This window comes from Faecalicatena orotica (assembly GCF_003149245.1).
GTDB classification, from domain to species: domain Bacteria; phylum Bacillota; class Clostridia; order Lachnospirales; family Lachnospiraceae; genus Faecalicatena_A; species Faecalicatena_A orotica.
The window spans coordinates 210012-235013 of the sequence record NZ_QGDL01000003.1 but is presented as its reverse complement, the minus strand read 5'-3'; the positions used below and the strand labels follow the sequence as shown (position 1 = coordinate 235013).

19 protein-coding genes are annotated in these 25002 nt (G+C 46.5%); 18 read left to right on the top strand and 1 reads right to left on the bottom strand.

Going from position 1 to position 25002, the window contains the following annotated elements; all coding sequences use genetic code 11:
- Positions 1 to 45 precede the first annotated feature (45 nt).
- From ilvD to A8806_RS06815, 7 genes are all read left to right on the top strand, one after another.
- Positions 46 to 1719, top strand: a complete 1674-nt coding sequence (ilvD, locus tag A8806_RS06845; RefSeq protein ID WP_109730441.1) for a dihydroxy-acid dehydratase — start codon at positions 46 to 48, stop codon at positions 1717 to 1719.
- A gap of 12 nt (positions 1720 to 1731) precedes the next feature.
- The gene (gene ilvB, locus A8806_RS06840; protein WP_109730440.1) at positions 1732 to 3414 is read left to right on the top strand and encodes a biosynthetic-type acetolactate synthase large subunit; all 1683 of its coding nucleotides are present in this window, start codon (positions 1732 to 1734) and stop codon (positions 3412 to 3414) included.
- A gap of 69 nt (positions 3415 to 3483) precedes the next feature.
- Complete coding sequence (serC, locus tag A8806_RS06835; protein WP_109730439.1) at positions 3484 to 4566, top strand: 3-phosphoserine/phosphohydroxythreonine transaminase; 1083 nt, start codon at positions 3484 to 3486, stop codon at positions 4564 to 4566.
- A 1-nt stretch (position 4567) separates the two neighbouring features.
- Positions 4568 to 5731 (top strand): phosphoglycerate dehydrogenase, encoded by a 1164-nt coding sequence (locus A8806_RS06830; RefSeq protein WP_109730438.1) that lies wholly within the window; start codon positions 4568 to 4570, stop codon positions 5729 to 5731.
- A gap of 263 nt (positions 5732 to 5994) precedes the next feature.
- Positions 5995 to 7383: a 2-isopropylmalate synthase gene (locus tag A8806_RS06825; RefSeq protein WP_109730437.1), complete on the top strand. Its 1389-nt coding sequence runs from the start codon at positions 5995 to 5997 to the stop codon at positions 7381 to 7383.
- 22 nt (positions 7384 to 7405) lie between these two features.
- Positions 7406 to 8086, top strand: a complete 681-nt coding sequence (locus A8806_RS06820; RefSeq protein WP_109730436.1) for a GntR family transcriptional regulator — start codon at positions 7406 to 7408, stop codon at positions 8084 to 8086.
- Between the two features lies 1 nt (position 8087).
- The gene (locus tag A8806_RS06815; protein WP_109730435.1) at positions 8088 to 9284 is read left to right on the top strand and encodes an NADP-dependent isocitrate dehydrogenase; all 1197 of its coding nucleotides are present in this window, start codon (positions 8088 to 8090) and stop codon (positions 9282 to 9284) included.
- A gap of 69 nt (positions 9285 to 9353) precedes the next feature.
- Here the strand turns inward: A8806_RS06815 and abc-f are convergent, their stop codons facing one another.
- A complete protein-coding gene (gene abc-f, locus A8806_RS06810; RefSeq protein WP_109730434.1) occupies positions 9354 to 11297 on the bottom strand; it encodes a ribosomal protection-like ABC-F family protein in 1944 nt (647 codons plus the stop codon).
- 241 nt (positions 11298 to 11538) lie between these two features.
- Between abc-f and A8806_RS06805 the strand changes: the two genes are divergently transcribed.
- From A8806_RS06805 to folD, 11 genes are all read left to right on the top strand, one after another.
- On the top strand, positions 11539 to 12189 hold the full coding sequence (locus A8806_RS06805) for a redox-sensing transcriptional repressor Rex (RefSeq protein ID WP_109730433.1): 651 nt from the start codon (positions 11539 to 11541) through the stop codon (positions 12187 to 12189).
- 123 nt (positions 12190 to 12312) lie between these two features.
- Positions 12313 to 13818 (top strand): NAD(P)H-hydrate dehydratase, encoded by a 1506-nt coding sequence (locus A8806_RS06800; protein ID WP_109730432.1) that lies wholly within the window; start codon positions 12313 to 12315, stop codon positions 13816 to 13818.
- On the top strand, positions 13815 to 14981 hold the full coding sequence (gene alr, locus A8806_RS06795) for an alanine racemase (RefSeq protein WP_109730431.1): 1167 nt from the start codon (positions 13815 to 13817) through the stop codon (positions 14979 to 14981). The genes A8806_RS06800 and alr overlap by 4 nt, the downstream gene beginning before the upstream one ends.
- Positions 14982 to 15209: 228 nt before the next feature.
- Positions 15210 to 15557 carry a type II toxin-antitoxin system PemK/MazF family toxin gene (locus A8806_RS06790; protein WP_109730430.1) on the top strand — a complete coding sequence of 116 codons (348 nt, stop codon included), beginning with the start codon at positions 15210 to 15212 and terminating at the stop codon, positions 15555 to 15557.
- A 205-nt stretch (positions 15558 to 15762) separates the two neighbouring features.
- Positions 15763 to 16494, top strand: coding sequence for a YebC/PmpR family DNA-binding transcriptional regulator (locus A8806_RS06785; RefSeq protein WP_109730429.1), 732 nt, complete (start codon positions 15763 to 15765; stop codon positions 16492 to 16494).
- A gap of 322 nt (positions 16495 to 16816) precedes the next feature.
- Entirely contained in the window at positions 16817 to 17572 is a 756-nt protein-coding gene (locus A8806_RS06780; protein WP_109730428.1) for a CFI-box-CTERM domain-containing protein, read from the top strand.
- 11 nt (positions 17573 to 17583) lie between these two features.
- A complete protein-coding gene (locus A8806_RS06775; RefSeq protein ID WP_109730427.1) occupies positions 17584 to 18858 on the top strand; it encodes an O-acetylhomoserine aminocarboxypropyltransferase/cysteine synthase family protein in 1275 nt (424 codons plus the stop codon).
- Between the two features lie 231 nt (positions 18859 to 19089).
- Positions 19090 to 19809, top strand: coding sequence for a ClpP family protease (locus A8806_RS06770; RefSeq protein WP_109730575.1), 720 nt, complete (start codon positions 19090 to 19092; stop codon positions 19807 to 19809).
- Between the two features lie 79 nt (positions 19810 to 19888).
- Positions 19889 to 22351, top strand: a complete 2463-nt coding sequence (locus A8806_RS06765) for an FtsK/SpoIIIE family DNA translocase (RefSeq protein WP_109730426.1) — start codon at positions 19889 to 19891, stop codon at positions 22349 to 22351.
- A gap of 55 nt (positions 22352 to 22406) precedes the next feature.
- Positions 22407 to 24077 carry a formate--tetrahydrofolate ligase gene (locus A8806_RS06760; RefSeq protein ID WP_109730425.1) on the top strand — a complete coding sequence of 557 codons (1671 nt, stop codon included), beginning with the start codon at positions 22407 to 22409 and terminating at the stop codon, positions 24075 to 24077.
- Between the two features lie 76 nt (positions 24078 to 24153).
- Positions 24154 to 24993 carry a bifunctional methylenetetrahydrofolate dehydrogenase/methenyltetrahydrofolate cyclohydrolase FolD gene (gene folD / locus A8806_RS06755; RefSeq protein WP_109730424.1) on the top strand — a complete coding sequence of 280 codons (840 nt, stop codon included), beginning with the start codon at positions 24154 to 24156 and terminating at the stop codon, positions 24991 to 24993.
- Positions 24994 to 25002: the final 9 nt, after the last annotated feature.

Below are 25002 nucleotides of genomic sequence, written 5' to 3'. Positions count from 1 at the left end.
ATATATGAAGCTTTTGCGGCATAAGTAGAAAGTGAGGTTTTTAAGATGAGAAGTGATACAGTAACAAAAGGAGCACAGCAGGCTCCCCACCGTTCCCTGTTCAATGCACTGGGAATGACACAGGAGGAGCTTGACAGACCACTGGTAGGTGTTGTCAGTTCTTATAACGAGATTGTCCCGGGGCATATGAATCTGGATAAAATTGCAGAAGCGGTTAAGATGGGCGTGGCTATGGCAGGGGGAACTCCGATCATGGTTCCTGCAATCGCTGTATGTGACGGAATCGCCATGGGGCATGTGGGAATGAAGTATTCCCTTGTTACAAGAGATCTGATCGCGGATTCTACGGAGGCTCTGGCGATGGCCCACCAGTTTGATGCGCTCGTCATGATTCCAAACTGTGATAAGAATGTGCCCGGACTTCTGATGGCAGCCGCAAGAATCAATGTACCGACTATTTTTGTCAGCGGCGGTCCGATGCTTGCAGGCCATGTAAAGGGCAGCAAGACCAGTCTCTCCAGTATGTTTGAGGCAGTTGGCTCCTATGCTGCAGGAACAATGTCTGAAGAAGACTTATGCGAATTTGAAAACAAAGCATGTCCGACATGCGGTTCCTGCTCGGGAATGTATACAGCCAACAGCATGAACTGCCTGACAGAGGCACTTGGAATGGGTCTTAAAGGAAACGGAACGATTCCGGCCGTATATTCCGCAAGGCTCCAGCTGGCAAAACATGCAGGTATGCAGGTCATGGAGCTTGTAAGAAAGAATATCCGTCCGAGAGATATTATGACAGAGGAAGCAATCCTCAATGCACTGACCGTGGACATGGCACTCGGATGTTCTACGAACAGTATGCTGCACCTCCCGGCTATTGCCCATGAGATTGGTATGGATTTTGAGATTGAGTTTGCGAATACGATCAGTGAAAAGACTCCGAACCTCTGCCATCTGGCACCGGCGGGGCCTACATATATTGAAGACTTAAATGAGGCAGGCGGTGTATATGCCGTCATGAACGAACTGAATAAAAAAGGACTGCTGCATACAGATTGTCTGACCGTAACAGGAAAAACCGTTGGTGAGAATATTGAGGGATGCATCAACCATAATCCTGAGGTTATCCGCCCGATTGAAAATCCATACAGTGAGACTGGTGGAATTGCTGTCTTAAAAGGAAATCTTGCTCCTGACGGAAGCGTTGTAAAACGTTCCGCAGTCGTTCCGGAAATGCTTGTGCACGAAGGGCCGGCAAGGATCTTCGAGAGTGACGAAGCAGCAACGGAAGCAATCAAGACCGGGAAGATCAATGCAGGTGACGTCATTGTAATCCGCTATGAAGGACCAAAAGGCGGACCGGGAATGCGGGAAATGCTGAACCCGACTTCTGCCATTGCAGGCTACGGCCTCGGTTCCTCTGTTGCCCTGATCACGGATGGCCGTTTCAGTGGCGCATCCAGAGGTGCATCCATTGGCCATGTATCACCGGAGGCGGCTGTAGGCGGCCCGATCGCGCTTGTGGAAGAAGGGGATATCATAAAGATCAACATTCCGGAGCTGACACTGGATCTGGATGTTTCTGCTGAAGAGCTGGAGGCAAGGAGAGCAAAATGGCAGCCGAAAGAACCTGAGATCACGACCGGATATCTTGCGAGGTATGCGTCCATGGTCAGCTCAGGAAACAGAGGAGCGATTCTGGAAGTACCAAAGAAAAATTAGGAGGTTCTGACCATGCATTTAAATGGAGCAGAGATTGTAATCGAATGTTTAAAAGAGCAGGGCGTGGATACTGTTTTTGGGTATCCGGGCGGAGCAATTTTGAATGTATATGATGCATTATATAAACATAGTGATGAAATCAGGCATATCCTGACATCCCATGAGCAGGGAGCTGCACATGCGGCAGATGGATACGCAAGAGCCACGGGAAAAGTTGGTGTGTGCTTTGCCACCAGTGGACCGGGGGCTACGAATCTGGTCACAGGGATTGCGACTGCTTATATGGATTCCATACCTGTAGTGGCAATTACCTGTAACGTAGGGGTATCACTTCTTGGTAAAGACAGTTTTCAGGAAATCGATATTGCCGGGATCACCATGCCTATTACAAAGCATAACTATATTGTAAAAGATGTAAGCAAACTGGCAGAGACCATACGCAAGGCGTTTAAGATAGCCCAGACCGGAAGGCCGGGACCTGTCCTGATCGATATACCAAAGGATGTAACCAGTAATAAGGCAGATTACAAACCGGTAGAAATTAAGCCTGTACAGCCTATGGATGCAGAAGATATCTGTGAGAAGGACGTTGATACGGCTGTCTCCCTGATCAGCAAGGCAAAGAGGCCGTTCATCTTTGTCGGCGGCGGTGCCGTACTTTCCGGCGCCAGCGAAGAACTGAAAGAGTTTGTAGACAAAGCAGATGCACCTGTTACAGATTCCCTTATGGGAAAAGGCGCATTTCCGGGAACCGATGAGCGGTACACAGGCATGCTTGGCATGCACGGTACGAAGACGTCCAATTACGGGGTCAGTGAATGTGACCTGCTGATCGTAATCGGGGCCAGGTTCAGTGACCGTGTCACGGGAAATACAAAGAAGTTTGCTAAAAACGCGAAGATTCTCCAGTTTGATATCGACGCGGCCGAGATGAATAAGAATGTCATTATCACTGACGGCGTTGTCGGAGACTTAAAGGAAGTCTTAAGCAGGGTAAATGCGAAACTGACACAGCAGTCCCACCCGGACTGGATGAAGAAGATTCAGGAATATAAAGAGAAATATCCGCTCAGTTATCATACAGATATGCTGACAGGACCTTTTGTCGTAGAAGAAATTTACAGGCAGACAAAGGGTGACGCCCTCATTGTTACAGAGGTAGGCCAGCACCAGATGTGGGCCGCACAATTTTATAAATATACAAAACCGCGCACCTTCCTGACATCAGGGGGCCTTGGCACGATGGGTTATGGACTCGGCGCTTCACTCGGCGCTAAGATGGGGTGCCCGGATAAGCTCGTTGTAAATATTGCAGGGGACGGTTGTTTCCGCATGAATATGAATGAGATTGCTACGGCAGCCAGATACCAGATTCCTGTTATCCAGGTCGTGATTAATAACCATGTCCTCGGAATGGTGCGCCAGTGGCAGAATCTGTTCTACGAACAGCGTTACTCCGCAACTGTGCTGAACGACGCCGTAGATTTCGTGAAGCTTGCAGAGGCTATGGGTGCAGAGGGCATCCGTGTGACAACACAGGATGAGTTTAAAGAAGCTTTTGCAAAAGCAATGGAATTGAAAAAACCAATCGTGATCGACTGCCAGATTGATTCAGACGATAAAGTATGGCCTATGGTAGCACCAGGAGCCGCAATCAGTGAGGCTTTTGACGAGAACGATATGAACCACCGTTAAACATATCCCGCCGTGCATGTACATGCCGGGATGTTGGATTTGATAAATATGTTCAGGAGGAAATTAGAAATGGGTAGAGTGTACAATTTTTCAGCAGGACCGGCAGTATTACCGGAGGAAGTATTAAAGTCAGCAGCAGAAGAAATGTTAGATTACAACGGGACCGGAATGTCGGTAATGGAAATGAGTCATCGCTCAAAGGCTTTCGAGGAAATTATAGGTACAGCCGAGGCTGATCTCAGGGAGCTTATGAATATTCCTGACAACTATAAGGTGCTGTTCCTTCAGGGGGGGGCTTCCCAGCAGTTTGCCATGATCCCGATGAACCTGATGAAGAACAGGGTTGCAGATTATATTGTGACGGGCCAGTGGGCAAAGAAGGCTGCCAGTGAGGCCGCAAAATACGGGAAAGTCAATAAAATCGCTTCTTCAGAAGACAAGACATTTTCTTATATCCCGGACTGCTCAGATCTTCCTGTTTCAGAAGATGCAGATTATGTTTACATCTGTGAGAATAATACGATCTATGGAACAAAATTCAAAGAGCTTCCGAATACAAAGGGTAAGATTCTTGTTGCAGATGTATCTTCCTGCTTTTTATCAGAGCCTGTTGATGTCACAAAATATGGAATTATCTATGGCGGAGTCCAGAAAAATATCGGGCCGGCCGGTATGGTTATTGTCATTATCCGTGAAGACCTGATTACAGAGGATGTACTGCCGGGCACACCGACAATGCTTACATATAAGACACACGCAGATGCGAAGTCCCTCTATAACACTCCACCGGCATATGGAATCTATATCTGTGGAAAAGTATTTAAATGGCTGAAGGCTATGGGCGGCCTGGAAGCTATGAAGGAACGCAATGAAAAGAAAGCAGCCCTTCTGTATGATTTCCTCGACCAGAGCAGACTGTTTAAAGGCACGGTAGAGAAGAAAGACCGCTCCCTGATGAACGTCCCGTTTGTGACAGGAGATGCTGATTTGGATGCCAGGTTTGTGAAAGAGGCGAAAGCGGCAGGCCTTGAGAACCTGAAAGGGCACAGAAGCGTGGGCGGAATGCGCGCAAGTATTTATAATGCCATGCCATATGAAGGAGTGGAAGCACTCGTTGCATTTATGAAGAAGTTCGAGGAGGAGAATCTGTAAGATGTATAAGTATAATTGTCTGAATCCAATCGCTCATGTAGGACTGGAGAAATTTGATGAAAGTTATGTAAAAACCGAAAAGCCTGAGGAGGCAGATGCGATACTCGTAAGGAGTGCATCTATGCATGAGATGGAATTCAGTGGGAATCTGAAGGTGATAGCCCGTGCAGGAGCCGGGGTCAACAACATTCCTCTCGAAAAATGTGCAGAGAAGGGGATTGTCGTTTTCAATACACCGGGCGCAAATGCAAACGGTGTAAAGGAACTTGTGATTGCAGGTATGCTGCTTGCAGCGCGTGATATCATCGGCGGAATTAACTGGGTACAGGAAAATGAAGAAGACGGCGATATCGCAAAAATAACAGAAAAGAAGAAAAAAGCTTTTGCAGGGACAGAGCTGGAAGGCAAAAAACTCGGTGTAATCGGACTCGGGGCAATTGGTGTCCTTGTTGCCAATGCTGCAACACATCTGGGGATGGATGTATACGGATATGACCCGTATGTGTCTGTGGATGCCGCATGGAAGCTTTCAAGAAGTATTCACCACGCAAAAACGGTCGATGAGCTCTATAAAGAATGTGATTATATTACCATCCATGTTCCGGCGCTGGATGATACGAAGGGCATGATCAACAAAGATACAATCAGCCTGATGAAGAAAAATGTGGTCATCCTGAACTTTGCAAGAGACCTTCTTGTAAATGGCGAGGATATGGTAGATGCACTTGTATCCGGAAGGGTAAAGGGCTATGTAACAGACTTTCCGACACCGGAGGTCGCAGGAGTGAAGGGTGCAATTGTAATCCCGCACCTTGGCGCGTCCACAGAGGAGTCGGAAGACAACTGTGCGAAGATGGCCGTCAAGGAGACCATCGATTATCTAGAGAACGGCAATATCACACATTCTGTAAATTATCCGGACTGCGATATGGGTAAAAAAGAAGGCGGCTCCAGAATCACGATCCTTCACCATAACAAACCGAACATGCTGGGACAGTTTACCGCTCTTCTTGCAAAGGCAGACATGAATATTTCCCTGATGGCAAACAAGAGCAGGAAAGAATATGCCTATACCATGATGGATATCGACGGAGATGTCAGCAAAGAAGTAGAAGAGGAATTAAGCAGGATCGAGGGTGTTCTGAAGGTGCGTGTAATCCTGTAGTGTACAGGAAAGAAAACTGCACAGCCAGACACTTCCAATAAGGCAGGAGGTACCGGAAGGAGACGTTTGATTTTTAATAATCAGGCAGTTCTTTCCGGGTGCTTCCTTTTTTGTTTCAAAAATTCTCCATTTTCTCCACTTTTTTATTGACAGGAAAAAGAAGATTGTATACAATTATACAAGGATGCAAATATACAATATGTATCGAGGGCTTATTGCCTGTGTGAATAAAGCAGTTTGATTAGACCAGGAGGTATTTTAAAATGGAGAACAGGAAGGTATTTTTAAACAAGCATACGAATTTGCTGGAACTGGAAGAACATATGTATCCGCTGGTGGATGTGGATACTCCGAATGTTTTCCGGAATTTGTTTCATTATGACGAGATTCCGAAGATCGCTTTCAATGACAGGATCGTGCCGCATAATATGCCGGACGAGATTTGGATCACAGATACGACTTTCCGTGACGGTCAGCAGTCAAGGGCTCCTTATACGACAGAACAGATCGTGATGATTTTTGATTATTTACATAAACTCGGAGGCCATAAGGGAAAGATCAGACAGAGCGAGTTCTTCTTGTATAGCAAGAAGGACAGGGATGCTGTTTATAAATGTCTGGAAAAGGGATATCAGTTTCCGGAAGTGACAAGCTGGATCCGGGCAAGCAAGAAGGATTTCCAGCTTGTTAAGGATATCGGGCTGAAGGAAACAGGGATCCTCGTAAGCTGTTCCGATTATCATATCTTTTACAAGCTTAAGATGACAAGGAGAGAGGCGCTGGAACATTATCTTTCTGTAGTCAGGGAATGTATGGAGACGGGAGTACGGCCGAGATGCCATCTGGAAGATATCACCAGATCTGACATTTACGGGTTTGTGATCCCGTTCTGTCTGGAACTGATGAAGCTGATGGAAGAATATCAGATTCCGGTGAAAATCCGTGCCTGTGATACGATGGGATATGGGGTGAATTTCCCAGGTGCAGTTATACCGCGGTCTGTACCGGGAATCATCTATGGATTAATGACTCATGCCGGGGTTCCGAGTGAACTGATTGAATTCCACGGACATAACGATTTCTACAAAGCGGTCAACAACTCTACCACGGCATGGCTGTACGGGGCATCCGGCGTGAACTGTTCCCTGTTCGGAATCGGGGAGCGCACCGGAAATACACCGCTGGAGGCAATGGTATTTGAATATGCGCAGCTGCGCGGGACACTGGACGGGATGGATACAACAGTGATTACTGAGCTGGCCGAATATTACGAGAAAGAACTTGGCTACCGTGTTCCTTCGAGAACACCATTTGTTGGAAGGAACTTCAATGTTACACGTGCGGGAATCCATGCAGACGGTATGCTGAAGAATGAAGAAATTTATAATATTTTCGATACTGAAAAATACCTGAACCGGCCGGCGCTTGTTTCGGTTTCCAACACATCCGGCGCTGCAGGGATTGCATACTGGATCAATGCTTATTATAAACTTTCGGGTGACCGTCAGGTCGATAAAAATTCGCAAATTGTGAAAGAAATAAAACAGTGGGTCGACAAAGAATATGAAGAAGGTCGGGTTACGGTCTTGACAGATGAAGAATTAATTGCCAAAATAGACAGTGTATGCAGTGAACTGCATATAACACTCTGACCTGGGAGGACATAAAAACAAAATGGGAGATTATCAGGACAATTCCTTAAGCAGCCGTGTGTTTCAAAGAATCCGAGATGATATTCTGAAAGGAAAATATAAGGAACACGATGAATTAAGGGAGAACACGATTGGGAAAGAATTAGGGGTCAGCAGGACACCCGTGCGGGAGGCTTTAAGACAGCTGGAGCTGGAAGGGCTTGTTTCCATCATTCCCAATAAGGGGGCATATGTAACGGGCATTTCACCGAAGGACGTCAGTGATATCTACATGATCCGTTCCATGCTGGAAGGACTCTGTGCCAGATGGGCAACAGAAAATATTACGGACGAACAGTTAGATGAACTTGATGAGATTATGCTTCTTTCTGAATTCCATATGAAAAGAGAAGGGGGCGGCAGTGCAGAACAGATGGCAGAGCTGGACGGTAAGTTCCATGCGATTCTCTATGAGGCATCCGACAGCCGTATATTAAGCCATGTATTACTGGATTTCCACAAATATGTACAGCTGGCACGAAAGACATCTGTTGTGGCAGAAGAACGCGCCCGCAAGTCGATCCGGGAACACAAGCAGCTTTTACGTGCAATTCGTGACAAAGATGCAGACCTTGCAGAGCAGCTCGCTAACGAGCACATTCTGCATGTCATACAGAACCTGAAGAAACAAGGTTACGAAGAAATTTTAGGAGGAGACAGATAAGATGGAAAAGATTAAGATGACGACACCTATAGTTGAGATGGATGGGGACGAAATGACACGTATCCTCTGGAAGATGATCAAAGACAATCTTCTTGAACCATACATTGAACTCAACACAGAATACTATGACCTGGGACTGGAACACAGAAACGAGACAGACGATCAGGTAACCATTGATTCTGCCAATGCGACGAAGAAATATAAAGTAGCCGTAAAGTGTGCAACAATCACTCCGAATGCCGCACGTATGGATGAGTACGACCTGAAAGAAATGTGGAAGAGCCCGAACGGTACAATCAGGGCAATCCTCGATGGAACCGTTTTCCGTGCTCCGATTGTTGTTAAAGGAATCGAACCGTGTGTCAGAAACTGGAAGAAGCCAATCACTATTGCAAGACATGCATACGGTGACGTGTATAAAGGATCAGAGATGAAGATTCCGGGTGCAGGAAAAGTAGAATTAGTCTATACTGCCGAAGACGGGACACAGACAAAAGAGCTGGTACATAACTTTGCCGGACCGGGTATCGTGCAGGGAATGCATAACCTGAACCAGTCCATCGAAAGCTTTGCAAGAAGCTGCTTTAGCTATGCACTGGATACAAAGCAGGATCTGTGGTTTGCAACAAAGGATACGATCTCAAAGAAATATGACCACACCTTCAAGGATATTTTCCAGGAAATTTATGATGCTGAATTTGATGATAAATTCAAGGCTGCGGGGATCGAATATTTCTATACCCTCATCGATGATGCGGTTGCCCGCGTTATGAAATCAGAAGGCGGTTATATCTGGGCCTGCAAGAATTATGACGGTGATGTTATGAGTGATATGGTATCCTCTGCATTCGGCTCCCTCGCAATGATGACATCCGTACTTGTATCTCCGGAAGGATACTTTGAATACGAGGCTGCCCACGGAACTGTTCAGCGCCACTATTACAAACACCTGAAAGGGGAGGAGACTTCCACAAATTCTGTTGCCACTATTTTTGCATGGACAGGCGCACTCAGAAAACGCGGTGAACTGGACGGGAACAAAGAGCTGATGGAATTTGCAGACAGACTGGAAAAGGCCACAATTGACACGATTGAAGCAGGAAGCATGACAAAGGATCTGGCCCTGATTACCACTATTGAGAATCCTACAGTATTAAACAGCGAGGACTTCATCAAAGCAATCGCAGCACACCTATAGAATGTACAGCCCCCAAAGGGGCTGCAAAAAAGGAACACCCGGCACTTGCGTGTGTCAGGTGTTCCTCTTTTATTGGGCCAGTTCCTCCCACTTTTCATAAAGCAGTTCCAGTTCTTCTTCATTTCCAGATTTCTCTACGGCGAGCTCCTGACATTTCACAGAGTTGGAATAGACATCCTCATGTGTCATCAGCTCATCAATCCTGGCATTTCTTTCTTCCAAAACTGCGATCCTGTCCTCGGTCTTTTTCAAATCACTTTGCCGTTTACGTTCTTTCGCCTGCTGTTCCTTCTGTTCCTGCCAGCTTAAACGCCCATCTGGTGCAGATCCGATATCCTCCCCGTATGATGCGGTATTGTCTGAAACAGATGCCGGGGAGGCGGTGGAAGATGCATAAACCGCAGTCAGTTCTTCTTTCTTTTCAAGGTAATAATCATAATTCCCGATATAGTTCACGAACGTCTGATTGACAAGTTCCAGAATCCGCCCGGCCGTCTGGTTAATAAAATACCTGTCGTGTGATACATAGAGGACGGTGCCCGTATATTCATTCAGGGCCTTTTCCAGAATCTCCTTGGATGTGATGTCCAGATGGTTCGTCGGCTCATCGAGAATCAGGAAATTCGCCTCGGACAACATAAGCTTTGCAAGAGAAACGCGGCCTTTTTCACCGCCGCTCAAATCGCCAATAAGTTTGTAGACATCATCCCCGGTAAACTGGAATGCAGCCAGTGTATTGCGTATCTGCGTATTCGTGAGGGTCGGGTAATCATCCGAGATTTCATCGAAAATATTCTTTCCGTCATGGAGTACATGGTGTTCCTGGTCATAATAGCCTATCTTCACTTTGGAACCCAGAGTAAATGACCCGGTATCCGGCGAAACTACCTGATTGAGTATCTTGAGCAGGGTTGTCTTTCCAGTCCCGTTGTCCCCGATAACAGCCACGTGTTCCCCTCGTTTGATATCAAAGCTGATATTCTGGAACAGGGTCTGATGATCGAAAGATTTGGATAATTCTTCCACGGACAGAACATCATTTCCGCTGATGCAGGATGGTTCCAGGGAAAAGTGTATCTCTTTAGCGGGCTCCTGTGGCTTTTCCACAAGCGTCATCTTGTTCAGCATCTTTTCCCGGCTCTCTGCACGCTTGATAGACTTTTCGCGGTTGAAGGAGCGGAGCTTTTCAATGACAGCTTCCTGATGCTTGATTTCACGCTGCTGGTTCAGGTATTCTTTGAGCATGGCATCCCGGATCTGCTGTTTCTTATCCGCATACGCCTTGTAATTCCCGGCATACATGCGGACAGCCCCATTCTCAACTTCGATTACCTTTGTCACGACACGGTTCAGGAAGAAACGGTCATGGGATACAATAAAAACAGCACCCGGGTAGTTCAGAAGATAGGTTTCCAGCCAGGTGATGGAATTCAGGTCCAGATGGTTCGTCGGTTCATCAAGGAGCAGGATATCCGGTTTGGTCAGCAGCAGCTTACCGAGGGAGACACGGGTTTTCTGCCCGCCAGAAAGGGTGTCCGTCATCTTATTAAAATCTTCTTCACCAAAACCAAGACCTTTTAAGACGCCGGTGATCTCACTTTCATAGGCATATCCATTCTGTGCTTCAAACTGTGACATAAGGCGGTTATAGGTTTCCAGCCGCTTCTCAAGTTCCTCACCGTTTAATGACTTCAATTCATGTTCGATCGTGCGGATTTGCTGTTCCGTTGCAATAATATCGGCCTTAGCGGTCTTGACCTCCTCATAAATGGAACGTCCGCTTTCCAGCTTCTGCTGCTGTGCAAGGTAGCCAAGCGTCTTCCCCCTTGTCAGAACAACCTCACCGCTGTCTATGGGTTCTTCCTTCACGATCATCTTTAAAATGGTGGATTTGCCCGCCCCGTTTACGCCGACAAGTGCGGCCTTTTCTCTGTCTTCTATATGGAAAGACCCGTCTTTTACGATCAGCTGGTCTCCGAATGATTTATTAAGATTATGACATGCGAGTATCATAATTAACCTCCTGCATCTTAAGTGTGCCTTATTTTACAGCGTTTTGGCCGTAATAAGGAAATACATACTTATTTCATTATAGCGAAAATAAAGTAAAATACAACTAAAAAATTGACTTTGTCCACACAATTCTATATAATAAAATTCGGTACATTGTTTTGTAAGTACCTATGTATCATATTATGGAGAGCATAGATCATTACAAAACGATGTACTAGACTAAGTTTGGAGGGTGATAACTGTGGAAGAGAGAGAAATATCACGTGCGGTAATAGGAAGGCTGCCAAGATATTACAGATATTTGGGAGAATTACTGGATGCAGGGGTTGAGCGGATTTCGTCAAATGACCTGAGCAAGAAGATGAGTGTCACTGCTTCACAGATCCGTCAGGATTTAAATAATTTCGGCGGCTTTGGACAACAGGGCTATGGATATAACGTAAAGTATCTTTATACAGAGATCGGGAAGATCCTCGGTTTAAACAGACAGCATAATATGATTATAATTGGAGCCGGCAATCTCGGGCAGGCACTTGCGAATTACGCGTCTTTTGAGAAGAGTGGTTTCAGTCTGAAAGGACTGTTCGATGTGAATCCGAGACTCGAAGGTGTTTCTATCCGCGGCATACCGGTCCGCATGATGGATGAATTAAAAGACTTTTTAAAACATAACGAAATAGAAATTGCAGCGCTTACGATTCCAAAATCAAAAGCAATAGAAGTAGCAGACCTGCTTGTAGCAAATGGAATTAAAGCTATCTGGAACTTTGCACATACGGATCTGAACCTTCCGGATGATGTCATTGTAGAGAGTGTACACCTCTCAGATAGTCTGATGAAACTTTCCTACAATATCACAAGCTATAATGAGGAACACGGCAGCAAAGCGTAAACAGCAGAGATTTGAGTTTAACAAAGACGTTCAGGACGTGTAACGAAGGCGGTGCCTTTTTTACACGTCGTTTCATTTCGGCGGATTTTGGGAAATTTGAAAGTAAACAAGGAGGAAGAGCATATGAGATATCTGCCTACAGGGGAATGGATGCAGAAAGCGGACAGCTTTACCATCAATGAGATTGGCCTGCCGTCCCTGGTTTTAATGGAGCGGGCCGCCTTAAAAGTTGTGGAAGCTATGGAGCGGGAACAAATCAATCTGGAAAAACCACTTATATTCTGCGGTTCCGGCAACAATGGCGGGGATGGTTTTGCCGTTGCCCGGCTGCTGAAAGAAAAAGGATATGATGCTACGGCCGTATTTGTGGGCCATGAATCCTCCATGAGTGCCGACTGCCGCAGGCAGAAGGGAATTGCAGAAAAATGTGGCGTGCCGATGGTAACAACTGTATGCCGTCAGGAATATACTACTATAGTGGATGCAGTTTTCGGGGTAGGACTCAATAGAGAAATCACGGGGGACTATCTGGAGTCAATCGTAAAAATGAATGCTTTAAGCGGGCAGAAAGTGGCCGTAGACATCCCGTCCGGGATCTGTTCTGCCACGGGCAGGGTGCTTGGCTGTGCTTTTCAGGCAGATTTGACAGTTACCTTCCAGTGTGAAAAGCTGGGACTGATCCTCCATCCCGGGCATATGTATGCAGGAAAGACAGTTGTGGCTGATATTGGTATCCAATGCGGATTATTTGAAAAGGAAAATGATATCTGTTATACCTATGAGAAAAAAGATCTGCCGGTCCTTATGCCGCCCAGACGGCCGAACTCCCATAAGGGCACTTACGGGAAGGTCCTGATGATTACAGGAAGCAAAGGCATGTCCGGTGCCGCCTACTTAAGTGCAAAGGCTGCTTATACAAGCGGGGCAGGACTTGTTCAGATCTATACCTCAGAGGATAACCGCGTGATTCTGCAGCAGCAGCTCCCCGAAGCCATCATCTCAACATATACTGAATTTGAAGAGGAAAAACTAAAGAGCCTGCTTGGCTGGGCGGACGTGGTATGTATTGGATGCGGTCTGGGGCAGAGCAGGCTTTCAGAAAGTATTCTGGAAACGACACTGAAAGAAGTCAGGGTCCCCTGTGTGGCTGATGCAGACGGACTGAATATATTAAGCTGTCATCCCGAACTCTTGATAACGACAGAGAGACCTCTTATCCTGACACCGCATATGAAGGAAATGTCCGGCCTTCTCGGCTGTTCGGTAGCGGAACTTCAGGAAGAACGTTTTGAAAAGGTAAAAGCCTTTACAGAAAAATATGGTGTTGTGTGTGTCCTGAAAGATGCAAGGACGGTGGTGGCTAAGAGGAAAAAACATAATTTTGTAAATACTGCGGGAAACAGTTCTATGGCAAAAGCCGGTTCCGGCGATGTCCTTGCGGGGGTAATTGCCGGCCTTCTTGCACAGCATATGTATCCTTATGAGGCAGCTGTACTGGGCGTTTACCTGCATGCCTGTGGCGGCGATGAGGCAAAAGCCGCAAAGGGTTCTTACAGTGTACTGGCAGAGGATTTGATCGCGGGAATTGCTTCCTGCACAAAAAAGACAGAGGAGAGTATGGGAAAATGAAACAATACAGCAGAGTATTTGTCAGGGTAGACCTGGATGCAGTTGCATATAATATGGAACAGATGAAACTGCGGATTGGGGACGGCGCACAGCTTATAGCCGTTGTCAAGGCAGACGGTTATGGACATGGTGCGGTACCGATTGCCCGAATGCTTGAGGAAAATAACGATGTCTGGGGATTTGCAACGGCAACTCTGGAGGAGGCTGTTTTACTAAGAAAGGCTGGGATTAAGAAGCCTGTTCTAGTTCTTGGCTGTATCTTTCCGGAACAGTATGAGGAGATGTTGGAATACGACATCCGTGCCACAATTTACATGGAAGAAACAGCATCAGAGATTGCAAAAGCAGCTGACCGTCTCGGAAAAACCGCACGATTCCATATCAAAATAGACACTGGGATGGGACGGCTTGGCTTTCTGCCAGACCATGACAGTGTAAAAAAGATTCAAAAGATCAGCAGCATGCCCCATGTGGAGCTGGAAGGTGCATTCACACACTTTGCAAAAGCAGATGAGACGGATAAGAGCTATACGTTAGAACAGCACGAAAAGTTTATATGGATGAAGAACGCCCTTGAGGAACAAGGGATCCATATTACATATTATCACTGTGACAACAGTGCAGGGATCATAGATTTCCCTGACATGAAGCATAACCTGGTCCGGGCGGGGATATCCACATACGGCATGTATCCTTCCGACGAGGTGTGCTGTGAGGCGGTCGATTTAAAACCGGCACTTGAACTGATCAGCCACGTGATTTTCGTCAAGGAGATAGAAGCCGGGACTTCCATCAGTTACGGGGGAACGTTTACAGCCGAAAGAAAAATGAAGGTTGCGACCGTTCCGGTCGGTTATGCGGACGGCTATTCCAGGGGACTGTCCAACAAGGCGGACGTCCTGATCCGTGGAAAACGTGCCCGGATATTGGGCCGCGTCTGCATGGACCAGTTTATGGTCGATGTGACAGACATACCGGACGTGAAGTTTATGGACCAGGTGGTTTTGGTTGGATACGACGGTGAGGAACACATTCCTGTAGAGGAACTGAGCAGCATCTGCGGAAGGTTCAACTACGAATTCGTCTGCTGTCTCGGCAGGAGAATTCCCCGTGTTTATATGAGGGGCGGAGAGATCGTAGAACAGGTAGAATACCTCTCCTGATATTCTGATATGTCAGTCCATGCAGAGCACCAGTCTGCATGGAAAAAAATCCGTGCACTTGCATACATCCGAAAAAGTCGGGAATACTCAAGTATGCTTTCAAATAAGGAACAGGAAAGCTGATACTGCCAGGTATCCCCATATGACATTGCGAAGCACCGTGTTATTAAGCTTACGTGCACCCGCATGTTCATAGGTTAAAGTATGAGAATCGGAGTGTGAAGTGAATTGGTTATAAAAAGAGGCGATATATATTATGCGGATTTAAGTCCGGTGGTAGGTTCAGAACAGGGAGGAATCCGGCCAGTACTGATTATCCAGAATGATGTGGGCAATAAACACAGCCCGACAGTCATCTGTGCGGCAATTACATCAAGAATGAATAAGGCAAAACTCCCTACCCACATAGAGATCAGCGCAGAAAAATATCACATTGTAAAGAATTCCGTGATTCTGCTGGAACAGATCCGTACGATTGATAAACAAAGGCTCAAAGAATTTGTCTGTCATGTGGACAGCGGATTAATGAGGAAGGTAAACGATGCTATCCGAATCAGTCTGGAACTTCCTACATAACAGAGAACGTAAACGTTTAGGCAGTGCCCGGAATGCGGATGGAAAAGAAACTTAAAGAATGTCAAGAAAGAATTGAAATTTTGTATAAAGAGTGATAAAATTGTTACTGTTCAAACTGTGCCGTGCACTTTACTGCACGGCATAACTGTTCATGGGTTCTGAACAGTTACATCTGAGATAAGAAAAGGGAAAGAGGAGATTAGAAATGTCAGGACATTCTAAATTTGCGAATATTAAGCATAAGAAAGAAAAAAATGATGCTGCAAAAGGGAAGGTATTTACAAAACTTGGCCGCGAGCTTGCAGTAGCAGTAAAAGAGGGCGGCGGTCCAGATCCTAATAATAACAGCAGACTGCGCGATGTCATCGCAAAGGCAAAATCCAACAACATGCCGAACGATACCATTGACAGAAATATCAAGAAAGCAGCCGGGGAAGGTGCAGGGGACAACTACGAGCATATTACATATGAAGGCTACGGACCAAACGGTACAGCCATCATCGTAAGAACTCTGACAGATAATAAGAACCGTACAGCTTCTAATGTAAAGAATGCATTCACAAAAGGAAGCGGTAATGTCGGAACACCTGGCTGTGTATCCTTTATGTTTGACGAAAAGGGACAGATTCTTGTAGACAAGGAAGAATGCAGCATGGATGCCGATGAGCTGATGATGGTTGCACTTGATGCAGGCGCTGAAGATTTTACTGAGAATGAGGACAGCTTCGAGATTCTTACCACACCGGAAGATTTCAGTGCGGTCCGCCTGAAACTGGAAGAAGAAGGCATCGCTATGGCAGACGCCGAGGTTACTATGATTCCACAGACATATGTAGAACTGACAAATGAAGAGGATATCAAGAATATCCAGAAGACTCTCGACCTGCTGGATGAAGATGATGATGTACAGGATGTATATCACAACTGGGACGAGTAATTATCGTTTAGATTTTACCATTTACAAAAGAGCTTTGATATAACGCTATGATAAATATACAAAACCGTAGATTATATGTAATTCACTATAAGTGATACATAACCTACGGTTTTTTCTCTGTATTTATAGACGGACACCCCAAACGGCCAATATGTATCGCCGATTATTTGGGAATGGCTTTATCTTTTTTCATTATCCATAGCGAAACTCTTTTTTTATTGATAGCAACCCCGGGATATGATATAATATTCTGTAATGTATTGAAAGAATCGAATATTTTGTGAATGAAAACAACAAGTATACGTTATTAAGAGGAGATAAAATGGAACAGGAAAATTTACAGTCAGAGATGATAGCATTATTCGGAGAAACTGCCGGATATGCAAAAAAGTTCCATAAGAAGACCTATGAGTCGGATATGGATACTTTGATGAACAAGTACAGTGCACTTCTGGGACGGATCAGGGAAGCTTTCGAAGAATCTGACGAGAAGCTGGATGAAGTTGCCGCCTATATTCCGGATCACGTGGCAAAATTGCTTGACGGGGAACCTTCTAAGAGAAAACGCGGCATTGTCTGTCTGGACTACAATATGAACATGGTGTCCTTTTTCGTACCGCTGCTGGGTGAGATTACCAGCCTGAAGACGAAAGAATTCACGGCCAGAATGATTGAACTCTGGAACCAGAAGATGCCGGATAACAAGATCGGACTTTCTACCCGCGAACAGATACAGGGCGGATTTAAAAAAGGATTGTGCTACATTACAACAGCAGTCTGCAAGAGCCTGGATAAGCCGGATGACTGCTACGAACTGACACTCCTTCGGGACTACCGCGACCAGTATATGATGAATTCCAAAGACGGCATGAATACTGTAAAAGAATATTACAATATCGCACCGACGATAGTCAAAAGAATTGACCGCCAGAAGGATTCCGCAAAGATATATGAAGGTATCTGGGAAGAGTACTTAAGTCCCTGTGTCAGTCTGATCGAGGCCGGTAAGAGAGAGGAATGCAAGGTACTTTACAGTGATATGGTACACGAACTGGAAAAGAAATATTTATATTCATAGGAGGAAAGAAAATGAGCAGCTATAAGATTGAGACAAAATGTATACAGTCCGGTTATGAACCGGGAAACGGGGAGCCGAGAGTTCTTCCTATTTATCAGAGTACAACATTCAAATATACAAGCAGCGAACAGATGGGGCGTCTTTTTGATCTGGAGGAGTCAGGATATTTCTATACAAGGCTCCAAAATCCAACAAATGATGCGGTTGCCGCCAAGATCTGCGATCTTGAGGGCGGTGCGGCTGCGATGCTGACTTCCTCCGGACAGGCGGCGAATTTTTATGCAATTATGAACATTGCCGGGGCGGGTGACCACATTGTATGTGCATCCGCGCTTTACGGCGGTACATATAACCTGTATGCCCATACGATCAGAAAGATGGGAGTAGAGGCTACTTTTGTGGACCCTGACTGCACACCGGAAGAACTGGATGCAGCTTTTCAGGATAATACGAAAGCCGTGTTTGGTGAAACAATCGCCAATCCGGCTCTTGTTGTGCTGGATATCGAGAAGTTTGCGAACGCTGCACATACCCACGGCGTACCGTTTATCATTGATAATACATTTGCAACACCGATTAACTGCCGCCCGTTCGAGTGGGGGGCGGATATTGTGACACACTCCACAACGAAATACATGGACGGACATGCAACATGCGTAGGCGGTGCAATCGTGGACAGCGGCAATTTTGACTGGGAGGCATACGCAGATAAATTTCCGGGCCTGACAACACCAGATGAGACATATCACGGGATCGTATATACCCAGAAATTCGGGAAAGGTGCCTACATCACGAAAGCAACCGCACAGCTGATGAGAGACCTCGGTTCCATCCAATCTCCGCAGAACGCGTTCCTTCTGAATATCGGGCTGGAGACACTTCATCTGAGAGTGCCCTGTCACTGCGAGAATGCGCTGACTGTTGCAAAGTACCTTAAGAATCACGAAAAAGTGGCATGGGTTTCCTGTCCGTCACTGCCGGGAGACAAATACTATGACCTGGCGCAGAAATATATGCCGAACGGAACATGCGGTGTTTTGACATTCGGCCTGAAGGGCGGAAGAGATGCGGCAGTTGAGATGATGGATAAGCTGAAAATGATTGCGATCGTAACACATGTCGCAGATGCACGCAGCTGTGTCCTTCATCCTGCAAGCCATACACACCGCCAGATGAATGACCAGGAACTGATGGAAGCGGGTGTTCAGCCGGATCTGATCAGATTCAGCGTCGGAATTGAAAATGTGAATGATATCATTGCGGATGTAGAGCAGGCATTGCTTTAAACAGGATGGTATGGATGTATACAATTTGCATCCATACCATTTTTTGCTGTAAAACCACTGCTTCAATACAGTTTTCTGATTCCGTTTAAAGCTTGCAGATTATGTATAATTCCTGTGTTCTTCCACATAATAAGTGAAGCGCTAAATACTTTTTTGCAGCGAATACTTAAATGACGGGAGTGGAAATTTACCATGCAGGAAAATAAACAAAACCAGGTCAATCAGGACGAAATGAACAAGGAAGAACAAATCCAGCAGAATCAGGCCGGCGAGAATGAGGAGATTAAAGAGACCGGGACTCTGCGCCTTGGAAAAGAAAGCGGCAGACATAACATCCAGCTCATGACAATCATCGGTGAGATAGAAGGCCATGAGGCGGTATCCGGGAATACGAAGGCGACAAAGTATGAGCACCTGATCCCGCGTCTCGCCGAAGCGGAGGACAACGATGATATAGAAGGAATTCTGATTCTTCTCAACACTCTGGGGGGAGATGTGGAAGCAGGTCTGGCAATTGCTGAAATGATTGCGTCTTTAAGCAAGCCAACTGTGTCACTCGTACTTGGCGGGAGCCATTCCATCGGCGGGCCGCTTGCAGTATCGGCTGACTATTCCTTTATTGTCCCGAGCGGCACGATGATCGTCCATCCGGTCCGTTCCTCCGGCATGTTCATCGGTGTGATCCAGAGCTACAGAAATATGGAAAAGACACAGGACAGAATCACGAAGTTTATTTCTTCCCATTCGAAAATCACACAGGAACGCCTCGAGGAGTTAATGCTCGACTCCACACAGCTTGTAAAGGATGTCGGAACACTTCTGGAAGGCGGGGACGCGGTACGGGAAGGGATCATCGACGAAGTAGGAGGAATCAGCCAGGCACTTAAGAAGCTGCATGAAATGATAGAAGGGGATCAAAAAGCAGGTTCACTGGAACTGCCTCCGCTGTAAAGAAAATTTATTAATGACAGGCTTTTGAAAAAATGATATACTAATAACAGTATGTTTAAAAAGCCAAGGGGGAAGTATAATGGCTGCAAAGTCAACAAAAAAGAGAAAAAGCACAAGAAGCAAGCCAAAGAAGACACAGGGGAATGCTGCAATAAGAGATGAGATTCTGATTCTTGTCCTGTTGGCAGCATGCATCCTGCTAGTCATCAGCAACTTTGGTCTCGGCGGGATTGCGGGGGAGGCAGTTTCGTCGGTAATGTTTGGATTATTTGGATTTATGGCGTATCTTCTGCCATTTATCCTGTTTGCTGTGGCTGCCTTTACGATATCCAATAAAGGCAATGCACACGCTTACATAAAAGTGGGCGCGTCGGCAGTCCTTCTGCTGATGCTCACAGCATTTCTGGAATTGATTATGAATCCCTATGACGCAAAAGCAGGTCTTTTAACCTATTATAAACTTGCCAGTGAGCACAGGAATGCGGGCGGCCTTTTAGGAGGCTGCATTGTAAAACTCCTGTGTCCGCTGACCGGTGTTGTCGGAAGTTATGTGATCATCATTATCGTAATGGTAATCTGTATCATTCTGATTACGGAAAAGTCACTGCTGACACCTCTGCGCCATACAGGCAGGAAGGCGTATGACGATGCAAGGCGGAGAAAAGAGGTCTCCTCCACGAAGCGTATGGAACGCCGTCAGGAACGCGCTGCCGGAAAGAATACAGAAAAAGCAAAGAGACAGGATCATAAAGTGTCCGGTGTTTCTTTTGCTACCACATTATCGGACAAAGTGTCAGGGAAGAAGTCTCCTGAGATGAAAGAACTGACTCTGGAGGAAGAACTGCCGGGGACTGCACCAATCCCTTCGCCATTTGAGAATCTGGTCATCAACCGGCCGGAGCCTGTGGCAGGAGAGAACCCGGAACCCGTGGAAGAGATTATTCCGGAGGAGCCTGTGAAGACCACAGAATCCGCGAAGAAGCAAAAGACCAAGGAGAGCGCCCAGAGCGTGGCCGCCGAAGCGGACCAGGTGGAGGCAGCAGTCAAGGCGCAGGAAGAGAAGCCGCCCAAAGTATATAGAACGCCGCCAATCTCGTTACTGAACCGGGGCAAGAAGACAAGCGGGGATTCTGACGCCCACTTAAGGGCAACTGCTTTGAAGCTGGAGCAGACACTCCAGAATTTCGGGGTAAAGGTTCATGTAACCAATGCGAGCTGCGGCCCATCCGTTACCCGGTATGAACTCCAGCCGGAACAGGGTGTTAAGGTCAGCAAGATTGTAGGGCTCTCTGATGATATTAAACTGAACCTCGCGGTAACGGACCTGAGAATCGAGGCCCCAATCCCGGGGAAAGCAGCCGTGGGCATTGAAGTGCCGAACAACGAAAACACAGCCGTCATGTTAAGAGACCTGCTTGACACTTCAGAATTTAAGAACAGCAAATCGGGAATCTCATTTGCAGTCGGTAAGGATATTGCAGGGAAAACCGTAGTTGCAGACATTGCAAAGATGCCCCATCTGCTTGTTGCAGGGGCAACCGGATCAGGTAAGTCGGTCTGCATCAATACGCTGATCATGAGCATCATTTATAAGGCAAGCCCGGATGATGTCAAACTGATCATGGTCGATCCAAAGGTTGTCGAACTGAGTGTATACAACGGGATCCCGCATCTTTTGATCCCTGTCGTGACAGATCCGAAAAAAGCGGCGGGCGCCCTGAACTGGGCCGTGGCCGAGATGGAAAAGCGGTACAAGCTTTTTGCAGATTATAATGTCCGGGATTTAAAAGGATTTAATGATAAAATAGAGCAGATGGAACCTGGCGACGGTGTGCCAAAGAAGATGCCGAAGATCGTGATTATCGTAGACGAGCTTGCAGACCTCATGATGGTAGCGCCCGGGGAAGTGGAAGGCGCAATCTGCCGGCTTGCACAGCTGGCCAGAGCTGCGGGACTCCATTTGATCCTTGCAACACAGCGTCCGTCCGTGAATGTTATCACAGGACTGATCAAGGCAAATATGCCTTCCAGAATTGCCTTCTCGGTTTCATCCGGGGTAGATTCCCGTACCATCATTGATATGAACGGTGCGGAAAAGCTGTTGGGCAAGGGGGATATGCTGTTTTACCCGACAGGATACCCAAAGCCGGTCAGAGTACAGGGATCTTTTGTATCGGATAAAGAAGTGCAGAAGGTGGTCGACTATCTGATCGAGCACAATGGCAATGCATCCTACAGTGAGGAGATTGAGGAACATGTCAATTCCGGTACGGTGGGAGCCTCCGGTTCACTGCCGGGAGCGGCAGACTCCGGTAGCGAGAGGGATACCTACTTTGTAGAGGCCGGAAAGCTGATTATAGACAAAGATAAAGCTTCAATTGGTATGCTGCAGCGGATGTTCAAAATTGGTTTCAACAGAGCCGCCCGCATCATGGACCAGCTTGCGGAAGCAGGCGTCGTAGGCGAGGAAGAGGGCACAAAGCCAAGAAAGATATTGATGTCACCGGAAGAATTTGAACAATACATAGAAGAAAATGTGTAGATGGCCGGAGTCATGGACAGAAGCACGAAATTATAACATACAGGAGGATAAACAAATGAAAACAGATATTCAGATTGCACAGGAAGCAGAGATGCTGCACATAAAAGATGTGGCGGCAAGTATTGGGATTGAGGAAGATGATCTGGAGTTTTACGGGAAGTATAAGGCAAAACTGTCTGACGGGCTCTGGGATAAACTGAAAGACAAAGAGGACGGCAAGCTTGTTCTGGTGACTGCAATCAACCCGACCCCGGCAGGGGAAGGCAAGACAACAACAACAGTCGGCCTTGGACAGGCAATGGCAAAACTGAATAAAAAAGCGCTGATTGCCTTAAGGGAACCTTCCCTGGGACCATGTTTCGGAATCAAAGGCGGAGCCGCCGGCGGCGGATATGCGCAGGTCGTGCCGATGGAAGACCTGAACCTTCATTTTACAGGTGATTTCCATGCTATCACGTCCGCAAACAATCTGCTTGCTGCTATGCTGGATAACCATATACAGCAGGGCAATGCACTTTGCATTGATCCGCGGCAGGTAGTCTGGAAACGCTGTCTCGACATGAACGACAGAGTATTGCGCAATACGGTTGTAGGACTAGGAAATAAAATGGACGGGATGGTAAGGGAAGATCATTTTGTAATTACCGTTGCTTCAGAAATCATGGCGATTCTTTGTCTTGCAGATGACCTTACAGACTTGAAACGCCGTCTGGGCAGAATTATTGTTGCTTATAATTTCAGTGGTGATCCGGTGACCGCAGACGATCTTCAGGCAACAGGAGCCATGACTGCACTTTTAAAGGATGCCATCAAACCGAACATCATCCAGACCCTGGAGCATACACCGGCCCTTGTTCACGGCGGGCCATTTGCCAATATTGCACACGGCTGCAACAGCGTACGTGCAACGAAGATGGCCCTAAAGATCAGTGATATTACGATCACAGAAGCCGGTTTCGGAGCCGATCTTGGAGCTGAGAAGTTTCTGGATATCAAATGCCGGAAGGCCGGGCTGAAACCGGACGCAGTAGTTTTAGTTGCAACTGTACGTGCTTTGAAGTATAATGGTGGGGTTGCCAAAAACGACTTAGGTGAAGAGAACCTGGAAGCACTTGCAAAAGGGATTGTGAATCTGGAAAAACATATTGAAAATATACAGAAATACGATGTGCCAGTAATCGTTACTTTGAATTCATTTGTAACGGATACCGAAGCTGAAAACGAATATATCCGCAGATTCTGCGAGGAACGCGGATGTGAATTTGCACTTTCCGAGGTTTGGGAAAAAGGCGGGGAGGGCGGTATTGCACTTGCCCGGAAAGTTCTGGATACATTGGAAAACAAGGAAAGCCATTTCCATCCATTGTATGAGGATGAATTGACTTTGAAAGAAAAAATAGAAAAAATCTCGAAAGAGATCTACGGTGCGCGCGGCGTAGTATATGAACCCGCGGCTGATAAACAGCTCGCAAAAATCGAATCAATGGGATTCGGTTCATTCCCTGTATGTATGGCAAAGAACCAGTATTCCCTGTCGGATGATGCGAAAAAGCTGGGACGGCCGGAAAACTTTGATATTCATATCCGTGAAGTATATGTAAGTGCCGGTGCCGGATTTGTTGTAGCACTGACAGGCGCAGTCATGACAATGCCCGGACTGCCGAAAGTCCCTGCCGCAAACAACATTGATGTGACAGAGGATGGTAAGATTACCGGCCTGTTTTAATAAAACCAGTCAGAGTAGAATATCACTGCCGGCATGTCCGCCCGGCTCGCTGGCCGCGTGAATAAAGGAGAATGAAATGGCACAGATTATTGATGGAAAACTGATTTCTAAGCAGATAAAGGATGAGTTAAAAGAAGAAGTCCAGTCAATGAAGGCGCAAGGCACCAATATCTGTCTGGCTGTCGTGCAGGTCGGAAGCGATCCCGCTTCTTCAGTCTATGTAAATAATAAAAAGAAAGCCTGCTCTTATATAGGTATAGAGTCCAGAGCATATGAACTTGCGGATTCCGTGACAGAAGAAGAATTGACAGGTCTTGTGGAACAGCTGAACAATGACGAAGGTGTAAACGGGATTCTGGTCCAGCTGCCGCTGCCTTCCCATATTGATGAAGACAGGATTATCCGGACAATTTCGCCGGATAAAGATGTGGATGGTTTCCATCCGGTCAGTGTAGGAAGGCTGTGGATCGGAGAGAAGGGATTTCTGTCCTGTACTCCGGCAGGGATTATCCAGCTCTTAAAGCGTTCCGGAATTGAAATTGAGGGGAAGGAATGTGTTGTAATCGGCAGAAGCAACATTGTCGGCAAGCCGATGGCCGCACTGCTTCTCCGTGAAAATGCGACTGTCACTGTTGCACATTCCCGGACAAAGAACTTAAAAGAGGTTGCAAAACGCGCCGATATACTGATTGTGGCTATCGGAAAACGGCAGTTTATCAATTCAGATTATGTAAAAGACGGGGCTGTTGTCATTGATGTGGGGATGCACAGGGATGAAAATAATAAACTGTGCGGAGATGTTGACTTTGCAGATGTTGCAGACAGGACGTCTGCCATAACGCCTGTACCGGGCGGGGTAGGACCAATGACAATCGCGATGTTGATGAACAATTGTGTGGAAACTGCGCGTAAGTAGGAGGAGTTA